The 19929-nt window shown below is 69.8% G+C and carries 14 protein-coding genes; 13 read left to right on the top strand and 1 reads right to left on the bottom strand.

Annotated elements, in window-relative coordinates; genetic code table 11:
• The first annotated feature begins 315 nt into the window (after positions 1-315).
• The 5 genes from rpsL to BM028_RS06200 all read left to right on the top strand — a co-directional run bounded on the left by rpsL (position 316) and on the right by BM028_RS06200 (position 5119).
• Positions 316-684 (top strand): 30S ribosomal protein S12, encoded by a 369-nt coding sequence (gene rpsL, locus BM028_RS06220; protein WP_017885540.1) that lies wholly within the window; start codon positions 316-318, stop codon positions 682-684.
• Between the two features lie 4 nt (positions 685-688).
• A complete protein-coding gene (rpsG, locus tag BM028_RS06215) occupies positions 689-1159 on the top strand; it encodes a 30S ribosomal protein S7 (RefSeq protein WP_022903294.1) in 471 nt (156 codons plus the stop codon).
• A gap of 87 nt (positions 1160-1246) precedes the next feature.
• Entirely contained in the window at positions 1247-3361 is a 2115-nt protein-coding gene (fusA, locus tag BM028_RS06210; RefSeq protein WP_070417677.1) for an elongation factor G, read from the top strand.
• 134 nt (positions 3362-3495) lie between these two features.
• Positions 3496-4683 carry an elongation factor Tu gene (gene tuf / locus BM028_RS06205; protein ID WP_070417678.1) on the top strand — a complete coding sequence of 396 codons (1188 nt, stop codon included), beginning with the start codon at positions 3496-3498 and terminating at the stop codon, positions 4681-4683.
• Between the two features lie 178 nt (positions 4684-4861).
• Positions 4862-5119, top strand: a complete 258-nt coding sequence (locus BM028_RS06200) for a DUF6079 domain-containing protein (protein ID WP_071295208.1) — start codon at positions 4862-4864, stop codon at positions 5117-5119.
• Between the two features lie 98 nt (positions 5120-5217).
• On the opposite strand, the gene BM028_RS06195 is transcribed toward BM028_RS06200, so the two are convergent.
• Complete coding sequence (locus BM028_RS06195; protein ID WP_092385291.1) at positions 5218-5784, bottom strand: GNAT family N-acetyltransferase; 567 nt, start codon at positions 5782-5784, stop codon at positions 5218-5220.
• Positions 5785-6037: 253 nt separating this feature from the next.
• Here BM028_RS06195 and BM028_RS06190 point away from each other — a divergent pair, with 253 nt between their 5' ends.
• The 8 genes from BM028_RS06190 to rplB all read left to right on the top strand — a co-directional run bounded on the left by BM028_RS06190 (position 6038) and on the right by rplB (position 19923).
• On the top strand, positions 6038-14644 hold the full coding sequence (locus BM028_RS06190) for an isopeptide-forming domain-containing fimbrial protein (RefSeq protein ID WP_139219761.1): 8607 nt from the start codon (positions 6038-6040) through the stop codon (positions 14642-14644).
• Between the two features lie 95 nt (positions 14645-14739).
• Positions 14740-15717: a DNA topoisomerase IB gene (locus BM028_RS06185; RefSeq protein ID WP_071295234.1), complete on the top strand. Its 978-nt coding sequence runs from the start codon at positions 14740-14742 to the stop codon at positions 15715-15717.
• 80 nt (positions 15718-15797) lie between these two features.
• Positions 15798-16610: a DarT ssDNA thymidine ADP-ribosyltransferase family protein gene (locus BM028_RS06180; protein WP_070417683.1), complete on the top strand. Its 813-nt coding sequence runs from the start codon at positions 15798-15800 to the stop codon at positions 16608-16610.
• A gap of 521 nt (positions 16611-17131) precedes the next feature.
• The gene (rpsJ, locus tag BM028_RS06175; RefSeq protein WP_022903286.1) at positions 17132-17440 is read left to right on the top strand and encodes a 30S ribosomal protein S10; all 309 of its coding nucleotides are present in this window, start codon (positions 17132-17134) and stop codon (positions 17438-17440) included.
• 13 nt (positions 17441-17453) lie between these two features.
• Positions 17454-18107, top strand: a complete 654-nt coding sequence (rplC, locus tag BM028_RS06170; protein ID WP_070417684.1) for a 50S ribosomal protein L3 — start codon at positions 17454-17456, stop codon at positions 18105-18107.
• A gap of 2 nt (positions 18108-18109) precedes the next feature.
• Positions 18110-18769, top strand: coding sequence for a 50S ribosomal protein L4 (rplD, locus tag BM028_RS06165; RefSeq protein WP_070417685.1), 660 nt, complete (start codon positions 18110-18112; stop codon positions 18767-18769).
• Positions 18766-19065, top strand: a complete 300-nt coding sequence (rplW, locus tag BM028_RS06160; RefSeq protein WP_022903283.1) for a 50S ribosomal protein L23 — start codon at positions 18766-18768, stop codon at positions 19063-19065. The genes rplD and rplW overlap by 4 nt, the downstream gene beginning before the upstream one ends.
• A gap of 18 nt (positions 19066-19083) precedes the next feature.
• Positions 19084-19923: a 50S ribosomal protein L2 gene (rplB, locus tag BM028_RS06155; RefSeq protein WP_070417686.1), complete on the top strand. Its 840-nt coding sequence runs from the start codon at positions 19084-19086 to the stop codon at positions 19921-19923.
• Positions 19924-19929: the final 6 nt, after the last annotated feature.

Here is a 19929-nt window from a genome sequence, read left to right as displayed (position 1 = left end):
TGGGTCCGGTCCACCGCGCCCGGCCGGGCGGAGCGCCCCGCGCCCCGCGTGACCACCCACGCGACGCCTGTTCGCCCAGGGCACTCGTCACGCGCCTCCAGGGCGACGCGCCCGGATTGATTTCGCCGGGTTACGCGGGTAATCTCTTCCGGGTGTGCGCCTTCGGGCGTGCCCGAAAAGTCCGGTCCGACCAACGGTCGGCCGGAACACTCCGTCCCCCACTCGTCATCCGCCGTCAGGCGGTGATCAGCGTGGGACGAGGAAGTCGGCGGACCGCGCCGGCCGGAGAACACGAGCGAAGAACCAGGAGAACAGTTGCCTACTATTCAGCAGCTGGTTCGCAAGGGTCGTACGCCGAAGGTCACCAAGACCAAGGCGCCCGCCCTGAAGGCGAACCCCCAGCAGCGTGGTGTGTGCACCCGCGTCTACACCACCACCCCGAAGAAGCCGAACTCGGCACTGCGCAAGGTCGCTCGTGTCAAGCTCTCGAACGGCACCGAGGTCACGGCCTACATCCCCGGTGAGGGCCACAACCTCCAGGAGCACTCGATGGTGCTCGTGCGCGGCGGTCGTGTGAAGGACCTCCCCGGTGTCCGATACAAGATCATCCGCGGTGCGCTCGACACGCAGGCCGTGAAGAACCGTAAGCAGGCACGTAGCCGCTACGGCGCGAAGAAGGGTTGAGCCAATGCCTCGTAAGGGTCCCGCCCCCAAGCGTCCCGTCGTCGCAGACCCGGTCTACGGCGCACCGATCGTCTCGCAGCTCGTGAACAAGATCCTGCTCGACGGCAAGAAGGGCCTCGCCGAGCGCATCGTCTACGGTGCCCTCGAAGGCGTTTCCGCCAAGAACCAGCAGGACGCCGTCGCGACGCTCAAGAAGGCGCTCGACAACGTCCGTCCCACCCTCGAGGTGCGCAGCCGCCGCGTCGGTGGCTCGACCTACCAGGTCCCGGTCGAGGTCAAGCCGCACCGCGCGAACACCCTCGCGCTCCGCTGGCTGACCTCGTACGCCAAGGCCCGTCGCGAGAAGACGATGACCGAGCGTCTCATGAACGAGATCCTCGACGCGTCGAACGGTCTCGGTGCCGCGGTCAAGCGCCGTGAGGACACGCACAAGATGGCCGAGTCGAACAAGGCCTTCGCCCACTACCGCTGGTAGTCCCGGCACCGTCCGGGCGCCGGTGGTCATGAACCCCGGCGCCCGCACGGACGCCAACCTCTCCTACAACTCTTCCGGAGGAACCCTGTGGCACAGGACGTGCTCACCGACCTGAACAAGGTCCGCAACATCGGCATCATGGCGCACATCGATGCCGGCAAGACCACGACGACCGAGCGCATCCTGTTCTACACGGGCATCACGCACAAGATCGGTGAGGTCCACGACGGCGCTGCCACGATGGACTGGATGGCGCAGGAGCAGGAGCGCGGCATCACGATCACGTCGGCCGCGACGACCTGCTTCTGGGACAACAACCAGATCAACATCATCGACACCCCCGGTCACGTGGACTTCACGGTCGAGGTGGAGCGTTCGCTCCGCGTGCTCGACGGTGCGGTCGCCGTCTTCGACGGCAAGGAGGGCGTCGAGCCCCAGTCCGAGACCGTGTGGCGTCAGGCCGACAAGTACGACGTCCCGCGCATCTGCTTCGTCAACAAGATGGACAAGCTGGGCGCCGACTTCTACTTCACGGTCGACACCATCATCAACCGCCTCGGCGCGGAGCCCCTCGTGCTCCAGCTCCCGATCGGCGCCGAGAACGACTTCGTCGGGATCGTCGACCTCATCGAGATGCACGCCAAGGTCTGGCCGGGCGACTCCAAGGGTGATGTCACCATGGGCGCCCAGTACGAGGTCCAGGAGATCCCCGCGGACCTCAAGGACCGTGCGGACGAGTACCGCGCCAAGCTGATCGAGCGCGTCGCCGAGACCGACGACGCCCTGCTCGAGAAGTACTTCGGCGGCGAGGAGCTCACCAAGGACGAGATCAAGGCTGCGATCCGCAAGCTCACGATCGCGTCCGAGGTCTACCCCGTCCTGTGCGGCTCGGCCTTCAAGAACCGCGGTGTCCAGCCGATGCTCGACGCCGTCATCGACTACCTCCCGTCCCCGCTCGACGTGCCGCCGATGATCGGCCACGACGTCAAGGACGAGGAGAAGGAGATCATCCGCAAGCCCGACGCGTCGGAGCCGTTCTCGGCCCTCGCGTTCAAGGTCGCGGTGCACCCCTTCTTCGGTCGTCTCACCTATGTCCGCGTGTACTCGGGCTCGATCGAGTCGGGTGCCCAGGTCATCAACTCGACCAAGGGCAAGAAGGAGCGCATCGGGAAGATCTTCCAGATGCACTCCAACAAGGAGAACCCGGTCGACAACGTGACCGCCGGCCACATCTACGCGGTCATCGGTCTCAAGGACACCACCACCGGTGACACCCTGTGCGACCCGACCAACCAGGTCGTCCTCGAGTCGATGACGTTCCCGGAGCCGGTCATCGAGGTCGCCATCGAGCCGAACACGAAGGCCGACCAGGAGAAGCTCTCCACGGCCATCCAGAAGCTCGCCGAAGAGGACCCGACGTTCCGCGTCGAGCTCAACGCCGAGACCGGTCAGACGACGATCAAGGGCATGGGCGAGCTCCACCTCGACATCCTCGTCGACCGCATGAAGCGCGAGTTCAAGGTCGAGGCGTCGGTCGGCAAGCCCCAGGTGGCCTACCGCGAGACCCTGACCAAGGTCGTCGAGCGCTACGACTACACGCACAAGAAGCAGACCGGTGGTTCCGGCCAGTTCGCGAAGGTGCAGATCGCCCTCGAGCCGATGGAAGTCACGGCCGAGAAGGTCTACGAGTTCGAGAACGCCGTCACCGGTGGTCGCGTCCCGCGTGAGTACATCCCGTCGGTCGACGCCGGTATCCAGGACGCCATGCAGGTCGGCATCCTGGCCGGGTACCCGACCGTCGGCGTGAAGGCCATCCTCAAGGACGGCGCGGCGCACGACGTCGACTCGTCCGAGATGGCGTTCAAGATCGCCGGTTCGATCGCCTACAAGGAAGCGGCCCGCAAGGCCGGTCCGGCGATCCTCGAGCCGATCATGGCCGTCGAGGTCCGTACTCCGGAGGAGTACATGGGCGACGTCATCGGTGACCTGAACTCCCGTCGTGGCCAGATCGCCTCGATGGAGGACGCCTCGGGCGTCAAGGTGGTCCGCGCGAGCGTGCCGCTGTCCGAGATGTTCGGCTACGTCGGCGACCTGCGGTCGAAGACCTCTGGTCGTGCGGTCTACTCGATGACCTTCGAGACCTACAGCCAGGTCCCGGCCAAGGTCGCCGAGGAGATCATCGCGAAGAACGCGGGGGAGTGACGCTCCAGCGTCTCTCCACAGGCGGGGGTGCCCGGCGACGGGCCCCTCGCCACCAAGTACAGTAAAGACACACACTGCACGCCAACGGTTCACGAACCGGGGGCATGCTCTCCGAGTCCTGAGGAGGACCCACAGTGGCCAAGGCCAAGTTCGAGCGGACCAAGCCGCACGTCAACATCGGAACCATCGGTCACGTCGACCACGGCAAGACCACGCTCACGGCGGCGATCACCAAGGTTCTGCACGACCAGTACCCGGACCTCAACGAGGCCCGTGACTTCGCTCAGATCGACAACGCTCCCGAGGAGCGCGAGCGCGGCATCACGATCAACATCTCGCACGTCGAGTACCAGACCGAGAAGCGCCACTACGCGCACGTCGACGCTCCTGGTCACGCTGACTACGTGAAGAACATGATCACGGGTGCGGCGCAGATGGACGGCGCGATCCTCGTGGTCGCCGCCACCGACGGTCCGATGCCCCAGACGCGTGAGCACGTGCTGCTCGCCCGCCAGGTCGGCGTCCCCTACATCGTCGTCGCGCTGAACAAGTCCGACATGGTGGACGACGAGGAGATCCTGGAGCTCGTCGAGCTCGAGGTCCGTGAGCTCCTCGGCTCGCAGGAGTTCGACGAGGACGCCCCCGTCGTGCAGGTCTCGGCGCTCAAGGCGCTCGAGGGCGACGAGAAGTGGGTCAAGTCCGTCCAGGACCTCATGGCCCAGGTCGACGAGCACGTGCCGGACCCGGTGCGCGCCACCGACCAGCCGTTCCTGATGCCGATCGAGGACGTCTTCACGATCACCGGTCGTGGCACGGTCGTCACCGGTCGTGTCGAGCGTGGCACGCTCGACCTCAACTCCGAGGTCGAGATCGTCGGTATCCGCCCGACGCAGAAGACCACGGTCACGGGCATCGAGATGTTCCGCAAGCTGCTCGACAAGGCCGAGGCCGGTGACAACACCGGTCTGCTCATCCGTGGCCTCAAGCGCGAGGACGTGGAGCGTGGCCAGGTCGTCGTGAAGCCGGGTTCGGTCACGCCGCACACCGAGTTCAAGGCGAACGCCTACATCCTGACCAAGGAAGAGGGCGGGCGTCACAACCCGTTCTACGCGAACTACCGTCCGCAGTTCTACTTCCGCACCACGGACGTCACCGGCGTCATCACGCTGCCCGAGGGCACCGAGATGGTCATGCCCGGCGACACCGTGTCGATGGCCGTCGAGCTGATCCAGCCGATCGCCATGGAGCCGGGTCTCCGTTTCGCCATCCGTGAGGGTGGTCGTACGGTCGGCGCCGGTACGGTCGAGGAGATCGTCAAGTAACTCCGGTTACCACGCGTCAGCGGGGTCGGACCTTCGGGTCCGGCCCCGCTTTCCGTTTCCCGGGAGTTCGCTCGCGTTCGGCGGACAGATCGCGGGGATCGGAGCACGATGTGGGCCAAGCGGCCGGATCGACCGGCCATCGAGCGGCCGGGTCACCTCCGGCCGGCAGGGAGGCAGCATGGCCGGCTTCGACGACATCCAGAAGAACGTCTCCGCCAAGGCGGAGGAGGTCACCGACCGGGCGAAGGCGTTCGTGGACGAGAACAAGGACAAGATCGAGGAGGCGCTGCAGAGCGACAAAGCGGAGGACGTCTCCGACAAGATCATCCACGGCCTCGCCGACGGCATCAAGAAGGTCACGGGCGGCAAGTTCGACGAGCAGATCGACAAGACCGCGCAGGACCTGGACGACAAGATCGGCAACAACGGCGAGTAGGTTCGACGCCGACGACGGACTGGAGGCGCTGCGCACGACGTGCGCAGCGCCTCCAGTGCCGTCTCGGGCCCGGCCCGATCGACAGGCCGGTTCGATCGTCAGGCCGGTTCGACCGTCGTGGTGACGACCCAGCGGTGTTTGCCGATCGTGCGCTGGCGCGCGAACCCGAACCGCTCGAACGTCGAGAGCGCGCCGTGGAAGAGGAAGCCGGCCGGCACCGTCCCGGCGGGTTCCGGGTAGCCCTCGACGGTCCCGCCGCCGGCGGCGGCGATGAGCGCGAGCGCACCGCCGAGCGCCTCGGTGGCGACCCCCTGTCGGCGGTAGCCGGCGCGGACGTAGGTGCAGCCGATGCGCCAGGCCGGATCCGGACCGACCTGCGACCGGTCGTACACGCGACGGTTCTTGATGCGGACGACCTCGGAGACCGGCCCGTACTGGCACCAGCCGACGCACCGCTCCCCGTCGAGGACGAGCGCGGCGTGGGTGGTGCCGGCGAGGACGCGGGCGTGCTTGCGCTCCCGGTTGCACGCGGCGTCCCGTGTCGGCCCCTCGTCGTGGAAGCCGATGCAGAAGCAGCCGCTCGGGAAGCCGTCGCTCGTGCGGCAGAGCTCGTCGAAGGCGTCCCACGTGGACGCGTCGAGAGGACGTACGGTGTACGACGCCATGGCGGCAGCGTAGACGTGCCGGAGGCCTCCTGGGTTGACCGGCGCAGTTGTCCCCACAAGGTGGGACGCGATGTACCCCACTCGGGGTGTTGTTGCGGTTTCCCGCGACTCGATACCGTGGAGTCGCGAGGCCGACCCGGCCTCTCGTGGTGACCCGAACACCCACGCGCGCGCCCAGGGATCCCTGCCCGGATGGTGCCGCATCGCTGCGCTGTGCTCGGCGTCGCCCGACGACGACCCGAGAGCACACCCGATGCGTCCTGCCCTGTTCCCCGCCCGTCCGCGCGCCCTGGCGATGCTCGTCGTGACGGCGCTCCTCGCCGGACTCCTCGCGGTCCTGGCGGTCGCGCAGCCCGCGGCGGCGGACTCGGTCGTGACGGTCACTGCGAAGGCTCCGGCCACGGCGCTGAGCGGGGCCCCGGTGAACGTCACGCTCACCGCGACGAACAGCACGCCGGCGTCGGGCGGCACACCGCTGTACAACCTCGGGTACTCCTACCTGCTGCCGGCCGGAGTGACCTACGTCGCCGGTTCGGCGAAGGCATCGGGCGTCGCGCTGCCGGACCCGACCACGAGCACCCCGACGGCAGGTGGCCTGCTCCTGGTCTTCTCGAACGTGTCCGACCTCGTCGCGGGTGACGAGAAGTCGATCACCTTCCAGGTCCAGCCCTCGACGACGACCTACCCGGTGGGTTCGTCGTTCGCCGGGACGGTCCAGGTCGCCGGCAGTGGGAACGCGCGGAACGTGCCGACGTTCGACCCGACGACCGGTGCCCCGGCGACCAACGCGACGAACGCCGCCACGGCGAAGTCGACCACGACCGCGATCGCCGCGATCAAGGTCACGAAGGCCGAGGCCAGCCCGGAGAACGAGCTGGTCCGCGGCGTCCACGACCACCCGACGGTCTACACGCTGACGGTGCAGAACACCTCGACCGCACCGAGCAACGGCGTGACCGTCACGGACTACCTGCCGGCGGGCCTCGAGTTCCTGCAGTGCGGAGCGGTCGACAACACGACCTCCGGGCCGGAGTACGCGGGAGCGCCCGACCTCACGGCAGCGACCGCGGCGAAGGCGTCCGGGACCCTGACGCCGGCGAACTGCCTCACGCCCCAGAGCGTCACGACCGTGAACAACGTCCCGGGCAAGGGGACGGCCGTCTTCACGAAGGTGGTCTGGAACCTCGGCCAGCTGACGAACGCGCCCGTGACGATCCAGTACCTCGCCGCCGTGCCGCTGCGCGAGAACACCATGACCTTCGCCACCGGCAGCCAGACGCCCGCCGCTCCGACCACGGCGGCGCTGGCCAGCACGGCGAACCTCGACAACAACACCGGCGCGTCGACCAGGCAGAACACCGCGGACACGACGTCGAACGGCCGCGGCCAGACGAACACGGTCACTGCTGCCGGCACGTACACCGGCAAGGTCGACGGAACGGCGACGCCGGCGCAGAGCTCGACGGCGTCGATGACCGTCGAGGCGATGGACCTCGCGGTGGCGAAGTCCGTGACCACGCCCGTCGACGGGAACGTCTTCGCCGCGGGCCAGCAGGCCACGTACTCGCTCCTGATCCGCACGAGCGAGTACGAGTCGTCCGCCGGCATCACGCTGACCGACACGATCCCGGACGGACTCTGCCCGGCGTTCCCCGCCGGGACGAAGACCACCGGGACCATCCCCGCGGACTGCGACCCGAACACCGTCAGCGCGCTGAACCAGCCGATGACGAACGGGACCGTCGACCAGGTCGCCTACGACGCCGCGGCGGGCACGTTCACGATGACCTTCCACGTCGCAGACCTGGCCACCGACGGCTCGGTCACTGTCTCGTACAAGGCGCTCATGCGGGACAAGTACTCGGTCACCGGCGCGGGCGGCCCGACCGCCGCCGGCGACGACTTCACGAACAAGGTCCGGATCGCGGGGACCTCGACCGGTGTCCACGGTGACACCGGCTCGACGGCGGTCGTCGACGACTCCGCGGCGACGATCGTGTCGAACTCCCCGAGCATCGCGAAGTCCGTGCTGCCGCGCGCGTCGAGCGACGGCGTGCGGAACTCCGCCGACTGCACCGCGACGACGCGCACCGGGTACCAGACGACGACCCCCACCGCCCCGTTCCAGCTCGGCGACGTCGTCTGCTTCCGGCTGCAGGTGGACTTCCCGGCCGGTGTCCAGAGCCGCAACGCGACGATCACCGACATGCTCCCGGTCGGTACCACCGCGGCCGGTGCGACGTGGACGGAGGGCACCGACTGGACCTACGGGTCGGAGAGCTCCGTCCCCGCATCGGACGTCACGCTGAAGTCCTCGAGCGCGACCACGGCGTCGTTCGCGGTCGGTCACACGATGTCCGGCGCGAGTGGCACCTACGTCGACGGTGACGGCCAGGCGGTGCGCCTCGTCCTCTACGTCGCGGCGACCATCAGCACGCAGGGCTCGAGCAGCACGAAGGTCGACCTCGTCGACAACCTCATGAAGTTCGCGCAGCAGAACACGAAGGGCTCCGTGACGAGCCTGCGGTCCTCGGTCGGCTACACGGTCGCCGGCACCCCGACCGCGACGCTCGCGAAGGACATCGTCAAAGCGGACGGGACCACGGTGTCCAACCCCACCACCACCACCGAGGGCCAGGTGCTCAGCTACCGGCTGAACGTCGGCAACACCCCGGCCACGGGGACGACGTCGGCCATCGGCAGCGTCACCGTCTGGGACGCCCTGCCGTCGAAGGTGACCTGTGCGATGGTCACGAACATCTCCGACCAAGGCGCCTGCGGTGCGGCGCCCACCGGGGCGGCGACCAAGTTCACGGGTGTGCAGTACCTCACCTGGACGATCCCGTCGATCGCCGCGAGCACGACGAAGAGCCTGACGTACGACGTCCAGACCCCGTCACCGGGCTACGTCGGGACCACGTTCCCCAACTACTCCTCCGTCGTCTCCTTCACGACCGCGACGGACTCCGGTGCCACGACCACGTGGATCCCGAAGCGCGGGGCCAACGCCACCGCGTCCTCCACCCCCGCGGCCGGTCAGGGCACCGCACCGCAGGCCGACGCGAACCGCTCGGTCGCGATCCCCGGTGTCACGGTCGCGAAGTCCGGGGCAGCGGTCGCGGACTCGACGCTGACGAACCTGTCCGGTGACGCGGCCGCCCCCGGTCAGACGCTCGGGTACAAGTACTCGGCGACGATCGCGGACCGCACGAGCGCCGCGAACGCGACCCTGACCGACCCGCTGCCGACGGGCGTCGGCCGGACGGCTGCCACCTCGTGGACCCTCACCTTCCCGGACGCGACGACCATCACGGTGCCGGCGAGTGCGCAGGGCACCGACGTCACCGGGACGTACGGCGGGCAGACGTTCACGCTCACCGGGACCGGCAACGCCAACGGTGCGGGCGCCGTCCTCTTCCCGGCCACGTTCGACAACACGACCGGTGCGCCGGTGAAGTTCGAGGTCGTCGTCACCGGGCTCCGCGCGACCGCGGGCGTCGGAACGTACCCGGCGTCGGACGGCACGGGCTTCACGACCGCGGCACCGAAGAACACGGCCACCTTCACCTCGAAGCCCTCCGGCGTCACCGCGTACACCGCGACCGCGTCGAAGACGGTGACCGTGCAGGCCCCGACCGTCGCGATCGACAAGTCCGACGACCTCGGTGGCCGCACGGTCGCCGGTGGCGACACCGTCACGTGGACCCTGAGGACGACGAACACGGCCACGAGCGCGGACGCACGGTCCACCCTCGTCGGCGACTGCTTCCCGGACGCGTTGACGCTCACGTCGAGCTCGGCGGCCGAGACCACCCCGACCTCCGCGCAGCGCGCAGCGTTCGGCAGCTGCCCGACCGGCACCACGCTGCACGTGTGGAACGCGACGAGCGACGGCGTCCTCGCCGCCGGGGCCTCCGCCACCATCACGGTCGTCGCGACGGTCAAGCAGGACGCTCCCGCCGGCCAGACCTACCGGAACACCGCGCGCGTGCTGGCGTCGAGCCTGACGACCGACTACGCGACGGCGAACAGCTCGTACGTGCAGCTCGCGAGCGACACGGACGACGTCACCGTCACCGGTCCCTCCGTCACCAAGCGGCTGACGGCACCGACGTGGAACCCCGGGACGGGGGCGTCGACCGGCACGGCCAGCACGGACCCGTCGGGCACCGCTGCGCTGCAGGTCCGCCCCGGTGACGGCGCGACCTACACGATCACGACCACCATCCCGGCGAACGTCGCGCTCTACGACGCCCGGATCACGGACGTCCTGCCTGCCGGCACCGCCGCGACCGGCACGCCCACCGCGACGAGCTCCGACGACGCCGTGACCGCGACCCCCTCGGTCGACGGTGCCTCCGTCGTGGTCCGGCTGTCGGACATCCCGACCGGCATCGACCACCCGGTGACGATCACGACGTCGATCCCGGTCACGGTCGGCACCGACCAGGTCGCGGGCACGGGGCTCGCGAACACCGCCACCCTCGCGTGGAACCGCACGAGCAAGGGCGCGGCGCCGACCGACGCGTCGGTCACGTCGAACGCTGCGAACGGCAGTGTCGTCGCGCCGTCGCTCGCGATCGCGAAGACCGCGACGGTGGGCTCGCAGACGTCCACGACGATGAACGTCGAGCCGGGCCAGACGATCACCTACCGGGTGACCGTGACGAACTCGGACTCGCCGGCATACGGCACCCCGGTCACCGACTGCGTGCCGGACGGCATCACGGTCGACCGCGCGTCGCTCACCGCCGACGGCGCGGAGATCGCCGCCGACGCGGACTGCGGCGGCGGGCGGATCACGTGGCCGACTGCGGTCATCGGAGCCGGCGCGACGGTCACCCACACCTACACGGCGAAGCTCGCCGAGGACGCCACCCTCTCCGGCAGCCCGCTGGTGAACACGGCGTCGACCGGCGTCTACCACTCGCTCGCCTCGGGCGGAGCGGACTACGCCGCGGCGCGGGCGACCGCGAGCGTCACGCCGTCGTTCCCCCGCGTGGCCGTGACGAAGTCGAACGACACGATCGGCGGGTTGTCCTACGTGGGCGTCGCCTCGGACTTCAGCGTGACGTTCTCGAACACCGGGAGCGCTGCCGCGTCGGTGCGCGTGCAGGACGTCCTGCCGGCGAACTGGTCGTACGTGTCCGGCAGCGCGACGGTCGCACGTGACGGCGGTGCCGCGTCCGCCGTGGCCGACCCGACGCGCAGCGGCGGGACGACCCTCACGTGGGCGGACCTCGGCGCGCTCGGTGCCGACCGGTCCCTCGTGCTGCACTACCGCGCCGTCCCCGGCACCGGTGCGACGACGGACCCCGGCGCCGGCACCTCGATCGCCCACACGAACCACGTGACGGCGACGGTGACGAGCGCATCGGGCGGCACCGGTTCGGCGAAGGGCTCCTTCGTCTCCTACCCGAACGGCGGTGACGACGCCACCGCGACCGCACGGATCGCGGCGGCCGACCTCGCCCTGACGAAGACCGCCACGACGTCGAAGGTCGTCGCCGGTGCCACCACCGCGAAGGCCTGGACCATCCGGGTGACCAACACGGGCCCCGACGCCGCGCACGGCACGACCGTCGTGGACGCCCCGACGGGCCTGGCCACCGGTTCGACGCTGGCCTTCACCGGCAGCGGTTGGACCTGCACGCCGGACGACGGCACGTGGTCCTGCGTCAACGGTGCGACCGTCGCGGCGGGCGACTCGTTCCCCGAGCTCGACGTCGCGCTGACGCTGCCGGCGAACGCACCGCTCACCGCCGTCCGGAACACCGCCACGATCCACCAGGGCACGGGCCAGACCTTCGACCCGGAGAGCGGGAACGACAGCGACACCGCGAGCGTGACCCCGGTCGCGATCGCCGACCTCGCGATCACGAAGACCGGTCCCTCCGGGACGGTGCAGGCCGGCCGGACGATCTCGTGGAACCTCTCCGTCGAGAACCGCACCGACCCGACGACCCAGAGCGTCTCGGACGCACGCGGCACGGTGACCGTCACGGACACGCTGCCCGACACGGTGACCCTCGTGGGTGCGACCTCGGACGACCCCGCGTGGACCTGCGCCACGGACGACGACACCGTGACCTGCACGCGCGACGGCCTCGCGAACGGCACCACCGCCGGCGCGATCACCGTCACCGCGACCGTGCACCCGGACGTCACCGCCTCGCAGTCGATCGTGAACACCGCGGCCGTCGCGGTCGACCCGACGCGCACGACGGACCCGACCTCGTCGAACGACGACGCGGAGGCGACCACCGGCGTGGACGACACGACCTCGCTGACGATCGCCAAGGCGTTCGGCTCGACGGCGCAGACCGCGCCGGACGCGACCGACCGCGCGGCCCTGGTCGCGGGCGAGTCCGCGGACTGGACCATCCGGGTCACCAACACCGGCACGGCCGACGCACGCACGGTCCGGGTCTCGGACACGCTCGAGTCCGGCACGCGGCTCAGCGCCGACGGGCCGGTCGACGAGGCGACCGACACGATCACCCAGACGGACGGCGCCTGGACCTGCACCGCACCCGCCGCCGACGGGAACGACGTGACCTGTGCGCTCGACGGCACCCTGGCCGCCGGGAAGAGCACGACGTTCACCATCACGGTGACGACCCCGTCGTCGATGTCCGGCACCCTGCTGAACACGGCCGTGGTGACCGCCGACAACGCGGCGCCCGCCGAGGCGCAGGGCCGCAGCGACGCCACCCAGACCGCCGGCCTGTCGGTGACGAAGACCGCGGACGTCGAGACGGTCGACGCCGGGAAGGACGTCACCTACACGATCACGGTCGCGAACCCGACCGGCCCGTCCGACCTGCCCGCCGGTGACGGCACCTCGCCGAGCGTCCGCGTCCAGGACACCCTCCCGGCCGGCGTGGAGTTCCGCGGGCTGACCGCGGCGACCCAGCAGCACTGGACGCTCGAGTCGAACCAGGACGGCGTGCTCACCCTGTCGACCGCCGACGGGATCGCGGCGGGCGCGACCGACCCGAACACGATCGTCCTGACCGTGCACGTGCCGGCGTCCTTCCGCGGGTCGTCGATCGTCAACACCGCGACCGCGGCGCCCGTCACGGCCACCGGCCCGACCGCGCACGACGAGGCGACCGTCGACGTCACCACGCACGCCGACCTGTCGATCACGAAGGAGCGCACGAGCGCCCCGAGCGCCGACGCCGGCACGACCGTCACCTACGACGTCACCGTGACGAACGACGGCCCCTCGGACGCGCAGGACGTCACGTGGACCGACACCCCGCCCGCGGGGATGACGGTCACGAAGGTCACGACAAACGACACGGCCTGGGAACAGGGCGCGGATCCGAGCACCTGGTCGACCGACGTGGTCGCGAACGGTGCGACCACGGTGTTCCACGTGACCGCCTCGATCGCGTCCGGCACTCCGGCCGGCACGCTCCGCAACACCGCGGTCGTGTCGAGTGCGACGCCCGACACGGACCCGACGAACGACACCGCCGGTGACGACGTCACGGTGACGACGCACGCTGCGCTCCGCCTGACCAAGACCCCGGTCGAGAAGCCCGGGTCGACGACGGCCGCGAAGCGCGTCACGGCCGGCGCCGAGCAGACCTGGTTGCTCCAGGTCAGCAACGAGGGTCCGTCGGACGAGCAGCCCACCACGGTCGTCACCGACCAGCTGCCCGAGGGGCTGACGTTCACCGGCGCCTCGAGCGACGGAGCGGTGTGGACCTGCGACGGCACGACCGACCCGACCCTGGTGACGTGCTCGCTCCCGACGACGATCGTCGCCGGGACGGACGCCCCCGGCCTGTGGATCACCACGAAGCTCGCGTCCGGCCACACCGCCGGCACGATCGAGAACCGCGCGGTGATCACCGGCCAGGGCACCACCCCGCCGGTCGGGACGAACGACGAGCCGGTGACGAGCCCCCTCGACGTCGACGAGGTGGCGAACGTGGCCATCACGATCGGGCACGACGGCACCGCGGTGATCGGCAAGGACCTGCCGGAGACGATCCGGGTCCGGAACGTCGGCCTCTCCGACGCCGCGGCGGTCACCGCGGCCTACACGCTGCCGAAGGGCCTGACGTACGTCGGGGCCGAGGCCGACCCCGCGTGGACCGTCACGTCCGTCACGAAGAACGCCGACGGCTCGACCACGGTGTCGTTCGCCCTCGCGGGCACGCTGCCGGCGGGCTCGCTCGCCCCGGCGATCACGGTGCACCAGACGCCGACGGCCGCCGCCTACCCGGGCGTGCAGCCGAGCGCGACCGTGGCGACGAGCACGACCGAGACGACGCTCGCCGACAACGACGACTCGGACGAGCTGGCCGTCGACCCCGCGTCGAGCCTGGCGGTCACGAAGACGCACACCGGGCAGCTGGTCCGCGGGGAGACCGTCGGGTACACCATCACGGTGCGCAACGACGGCCCCACCGAGGACCCGGGCCCCGTGGTCGTCACGGACCGTCTACCGGCCGGCCTCACCCTGGTGAGCGTGAACGACGCGAAGGCGGCGACCTGCACCACCGGGCAGACCGTCACCTGCACCCTGACGGGTCCGCTCGCGGTGGACGGGAAGGTCGCGTTCCAGGTCACGGCGAAGGTCGCGACGGACGCACCGGACCGCATCACGAACGTCGCCACGGTCGAGTCGCCGACGACGCAGGTGGTGCCGGTCGCGGGTTCCGCCAGCCCGACGGACCCGATGCGCGCCAGCGACCCGGCCCCGGTGCGCGACGCACCGGAGTCGGCGAGCGAGCTCGCCTTCACGGGTGCGGCCGGACTCGGCATCGGTGCGCTGATCGCGCTCCTCGCGATGGCGGCCGGTGGCGTCCTGCTGGTGACGCGCCGACGTCGCCGAGCGTGACCACCTGACGGACGGGAGGCGCGGTGCCGGCTGGCACCGTCCCTCCCGTCCGTCGCCGGGCCGGGTCACAGGCGGTGGCGAGTTGCATCGAGAGCGTGACCCGTCTCCGCCGCTCCGCGACCAACGGTCGCGGCTACCACCGCGTCCGCAGCGGGCGTGGCTTCTCCTACCGCGACCCGGACGGCACCACCGTCACCGACGCCGCTGTCCGTCAGCGTCTCGAGGACCTCGTCATCCCGCCCGCGTGGGACGACGTGTGGATCTCGCCGTACGACAACGGGCACGTGCTCGCGACCGGCGTCGACGGCGCCGGTCGGCGGCAGTACATGTACCACCCGTCCTGGCGCGAACGGATGGACCGCATCAAGTACGACCGTGCGCTGGCGCTCGCCGAATCCCTGCCGGTCGCACGACGCGGGGTCACCATGGACCTCCGGCGGCCGGAGCCCGACCGGCAGCGTGCCCTCGCGGCGGCCTTCCGGATGCTCGACCAGGGTTCCCTGCGGGTCGGGTCGGAGCGGTACGCGACCGAGCACGGCAGCCGTGGCCTGTCCACTCTGCTGTGCGCGCACGCCCACGTCTCCGGCGACGACATCGAGCTCGACTTCCCGGGCAAGAGCGGCCAGGAGTGGTCCTCCTCGATCCACGATCCCGACCTCGCGACCGTCATCGCGGGCATGAAGCGGCGCGGACCGAACGCCCGGCTGCTCTCGTTCCGTGCGCGCCGGGGCGCCGAGTGGGAGCCCCTCTCCGCCGAGGACATCAACGAGTACGTGAAGGAACGGGCCGGTGACGAGTTCACCGCGAAGGACTTCCGCACCCTGCACGGCACTGTCGCCGCCGCGGTCGACCTCGCGGCGACGGGACCGCAGTCGTCCGTGGCGAAACGGAAGAAGGCGGTGTCGCACGCGGTGAAGGTCGCGAGCGAGGAACTCGGCAACACCCCGACGGTGTGCCGTCAGAGCTACATCGACCCGCGCCTGCTCGACGCCTACGACCACGGCGAGACCATCGACCCCGACCGCACGCACGCGGCCGAGTCGGAGGTCCGCGCACTGCTCTACCGACAGTGACCGGGAAGGGGCCGGGATGACGTACCGTTGGACCTCGTGCCCGAACACCCCCACCCGGGCACGGAAGGACCCCACCAGTCGTGACTGACGAGTGCATCCACGGATTCCCCACCGAACTCTGCGACATCTGCGCGCCACGGCAGCGCGAGGCCGCAGAACTCCCCACCACCCCGACCCCGCGCCGCACCCGGATCACCACCTCGCTCCGGACCGTGCCCGGCCAGGCGGCGACCCCGGCGTCCTCGCTGCGGTCCCCGGTGCCCGACCTGCCCGAGGCGCGTGACTTCGCCTCGCTCCGCGCGCACCACGTGACGCACGTGGACAACCTCGACGACATCGTGGGGTCCGGTGCGATCCTCGCGTCGGACGCCGTGACGCCGGTCGTCGACGTCGCCTCCGCCGCTGCCCGGGCCGCCCGCGCCGAGGCACACGCCCCCGACGGCTCCCCGGTCGCCGCGCACGTCCCGTTCACGCTGTCGCCCGACGCGACCCGCTGGGACGAGCTGCGCACCGGCGCCGAGGGCGAGCGGTGGTCCGACGCGGCCCGCCGGACCCGGGCGACGGAGTACATCATGCTCGTCGTGCCGGTGTCGGCATTCGGGGCGTCGGTCATCGTCGCCGACCAGGACGCCGACGCCGAGGACGTCCGGTTCGCGGTCGGGCCCGAGGCCGCGACGAACCTCATCCGTCGCACGGACTTCACCGACCCGGAGATGCTCGGCCTCGAGCTGCTCGCCGGCCCGAGCGTGCCGTTCTCCGCCGTCGCGGTCATCGGCGTCCCCAACGACCGCGTCCGCCAGACGGTCAAGGCCGTGCTCAAGGACCACGGCGGACACGCTCCCCGGGTCGCGGTCTTCCCCCCGTGGTTCGTCCCCCCGGTCGTCGCGGAGTAGCCCCGACCGACCCCTGCGACGTGCCCTCCGGACCGGCTCCGGAGGGCACGTCGTGCGTCGGGGGCGACCCGCGCCTCCTGGCCCTCGATCCGCGTGGATCCGGGGAAGCGGGCCGATCCCGACACGCCCGTGATCCGCGACACGCCCGGGTTGCACGGATGCCGTGCCTATGCGAGACTTGTCCGGTTCCGAAATTCCGCGCGCGTTCGCGTGCGCAGGATCACTGCTCTGGCAGTGCACAACCCCCCTGTCCAGCAGGGCTGGGTTGGGCCGCAGGCAGCAGAACACGATCGACTCCCCACCAAGCGTGACGGGCACTGCTGTGCCCAGAGCGTGCGGGAGACGACATGCCCACGCTGAACGGCCCAGGTCGCTCCGCGCGGTTGACACGAGAACAGCGGTCATCCCCAGCGGATGCGGCCGGTTGGTTCACAGAAAACAGCCAAGCCCTGCAGGAATGCACGGTGGCGGCGGCGTCAGGCGGCCCGAGGGTGCGCGGCGCAGAGAGGACAAAGAGACACATGGCGGGACAGAAGATCCGCATCCGGCTCAAGTCGTACGACCACGAGGTCATCGACACGTCGGCCCGGAAGATCGTCGACACGGTGACCCGTGCCGGTGCGACCGTGGTCGGCCCGGTGCCGCTCCCCACCGAGAAGAACGTGGTCACCGTGATCCGTTCTCCCCACAAGTACAAGGACTCGCGCGAGCACTTCGAGAAGCGCACGCACAAGCGGGTCATCGACATCGTCGACCCGACGCCGAAGGCCGTCGACTCGCTCATGCGACTCGACCTCCCGGCCGACGTCAACATCGAGATCAAGCTGTAAGGGGGCTGGACTGATGGCGAACTCAACCAAGACCGTCAAGGGCCTCCTCGGCAAGAAGCTCGGGATGACCCAGGTGTGGGACGAGAACAACAAGTTCATCCCCGTCACCGTGATCGAGGTCGGCCCGAACGTGGTCACCCAGATCCGCAACGTCGAGCGCGACGGCTACGAGGCGATCCAGATCGCCGCCGGCGCCATCGACCCGCGCAAGGTCAACAAGCCGGCCGCCGGCCACTTCGAGGCAGCCGGGGTCACCCCGCGCCGCACCCTCACGGAGATCCGCACCAACGACTCCGCTGAGTACACGCTCGGCCAGGAGCTCACCGTCGACACGTTCGAGGCGGGCCAGAAGGTCGACGTCGTCGGCACCTCCAAGGGCAAGGGCTTCGCCGGTGTCATGAAGCGCCACGGCTTCGCCGGTGTGTCCGCTTCGCACGGTGCCCACCGCAACCACCGCAAGCCCGGTTCGATCGGTGCTTCGTCGACCCCGTCGCGTGTCTTCAAGGGCATGCGCATGGCGGGTCGCATGGGTGGCGAGCGTGTGACCGTCCTCAACCTCACGGTGCACGCCGTCGACGCCGAGAAGGGTCTGCTGCTCGTCAAGGGCGCGATCCCCGGTGCTCGCGGTCGCTCCGTCTTCGTCCGCACCGCCGTGAAGGGTAAGTGATCATGGCCACCACGACCGCAACCACGATCGACGTCCTCGACGCATCGGGCGTCAAGTCCGGCACCGTCGAGCTCCCCGCCGAGCTCTTCGACGTCGAGACCAACGTCCCGCTGATCCACCAGGTCGTCACCGCGCAGCTCGCAGCCGCGCGTCAGGGCACCCACAAGACCAAGAACCGCGGCGAGGTCCGCGGTGCTGGTCGCAAGCCGTTCAAGCAGAAGGGCACCGGCCGCTCCCGTCAGGGTTCGGTCCGCGCTCCGGAGCACACCGGCGGTGGCGTCGTCCACGGACCGACCCCGCGCGACTACTCGCAGCGCACCCCGAAGAAGATGATCGCCGCTGCTCTGCTCGGCTCGCTCTCGGACCGCGCCCGCGGTGGCCGCATCTCCGCTGTGGAGGGCTTCGTCGCGGCCGAGGTGCCGTCGACCAAGACCGCCCGCACGCTCATCGAGAAGGTCGCGCCCGTCAAGCACGTGCTCGTCGTGCTCGAGCAGGACGACGAGCTCACGCTCAAGTCGATCCGCAACCTGCCGAACGTCCACGCGCTCTCGTACGGCCAGCTCAACGCCTACGACGTGCTCAAGGCCGACGCGCTCGTCTTCAGCAAGAGCGCACTCGACGCCTTCATCGCGTCGAAGACCGCGAAGGAGATCTCCGCATGAGCGGCTTCAACAAGGACCCGCGCGACATCATCATCTCGCCGGTCGTCTCGGAGAAGAGCTACGGCCTGATCGACCAGGGCAAGTACACGTTCATCGTGGACCCCCGTTCGAACAAGACCGAGATCAAGCTCGCCATCGAGAAGATCTTCGACGTCAAGGTCGCGAGCATCAACACGCTGAACCGTCCGGGCAAGACCCGTCGCACGCGCTTCGGCATGGGCAAGCGCAAGGACACCAAGCGTGCCATCGTGACGCTCAAGTCCGGTTCGATCGACATCTTCACGGCTGTCGGCTGAGGACCAGAGGGATAAATCATGGCTATTCGTAACTACAAGCCGACGACCCCCGGTCGTCGCGGCTCGTCGGTCGCCGACTTCGCTGAGATCACCCGTTCGACGCCGGAGAAGTCGCTGCTTCGTCCGCTGCCGAAGACCGGTGGCCGCAACAGCTCCGGCCGCATCACCACCCGTCACATCGGTGGTGGCCACAAGCGTCAGTACCGCGTGATCGACTTCCGTCGTCACGACAAGGACGGCATCGACGCCAAGGTCGCGCACATCGAGTACGACCCGAACCGCACGGCGCGCATCGCGCTCCTGCACTACGTGGACGGCACGAAGCGCTACATCATCGCGCCGAACAAGCTCAAGCAGGGCGACGTCATCGAGCAGGGCGCCGGCGCGGACATCAAGCCGGGCAACAACCTGCCGCTGCGCAACATCCCCGTGGGTACCGTCGTGCACGCGATCGAGCTCCGCCCCGGTGGCGGCGCCAAGCTCGCGCGTTCCGCCGGCGCCTCGGTGCGTCTCGTCGCCAAGGACGGCCCCTACGCGCAGCTCCGTCTGCCGTCGGGCGAGGTCCGCAACGTCGACGCACGCTGCCGCGCCACGATCGGCGAGGTCGGCAACGCCGAGCAGTCGAACATCAACTGGGGCAAGGCCGGCCGCATGCGCTGGAAGGGCGTCCGCCCGACCGTGCGTGGTGTCGCGATGAACCCGGTCGACCACCCGCACGGTGGTGGCGAGGGCAAGACCTCCGGTGGCCGTCACCCGGTCAGCCCGTGGGGTCAGGCCGAGGGTCGCACGCGCAAGCCGAACAAGCCGAGCGACAAGCTCATCGTCCGTCGCCGTAACGCCGGCAAGAAGCGCAAGTAGGAGTTC

The organism is Curtobacterium sp. YR515 (genome assembly GCF_900113095.1).
GTDB lineage: Bacteria > Actinomycetota > Actinomycetes > Actinomycetales > Microbacteriaceae > Curtobacterium.
This window is presented reverse-complemented; position numbering and strand designations above follow the sequence as displayed.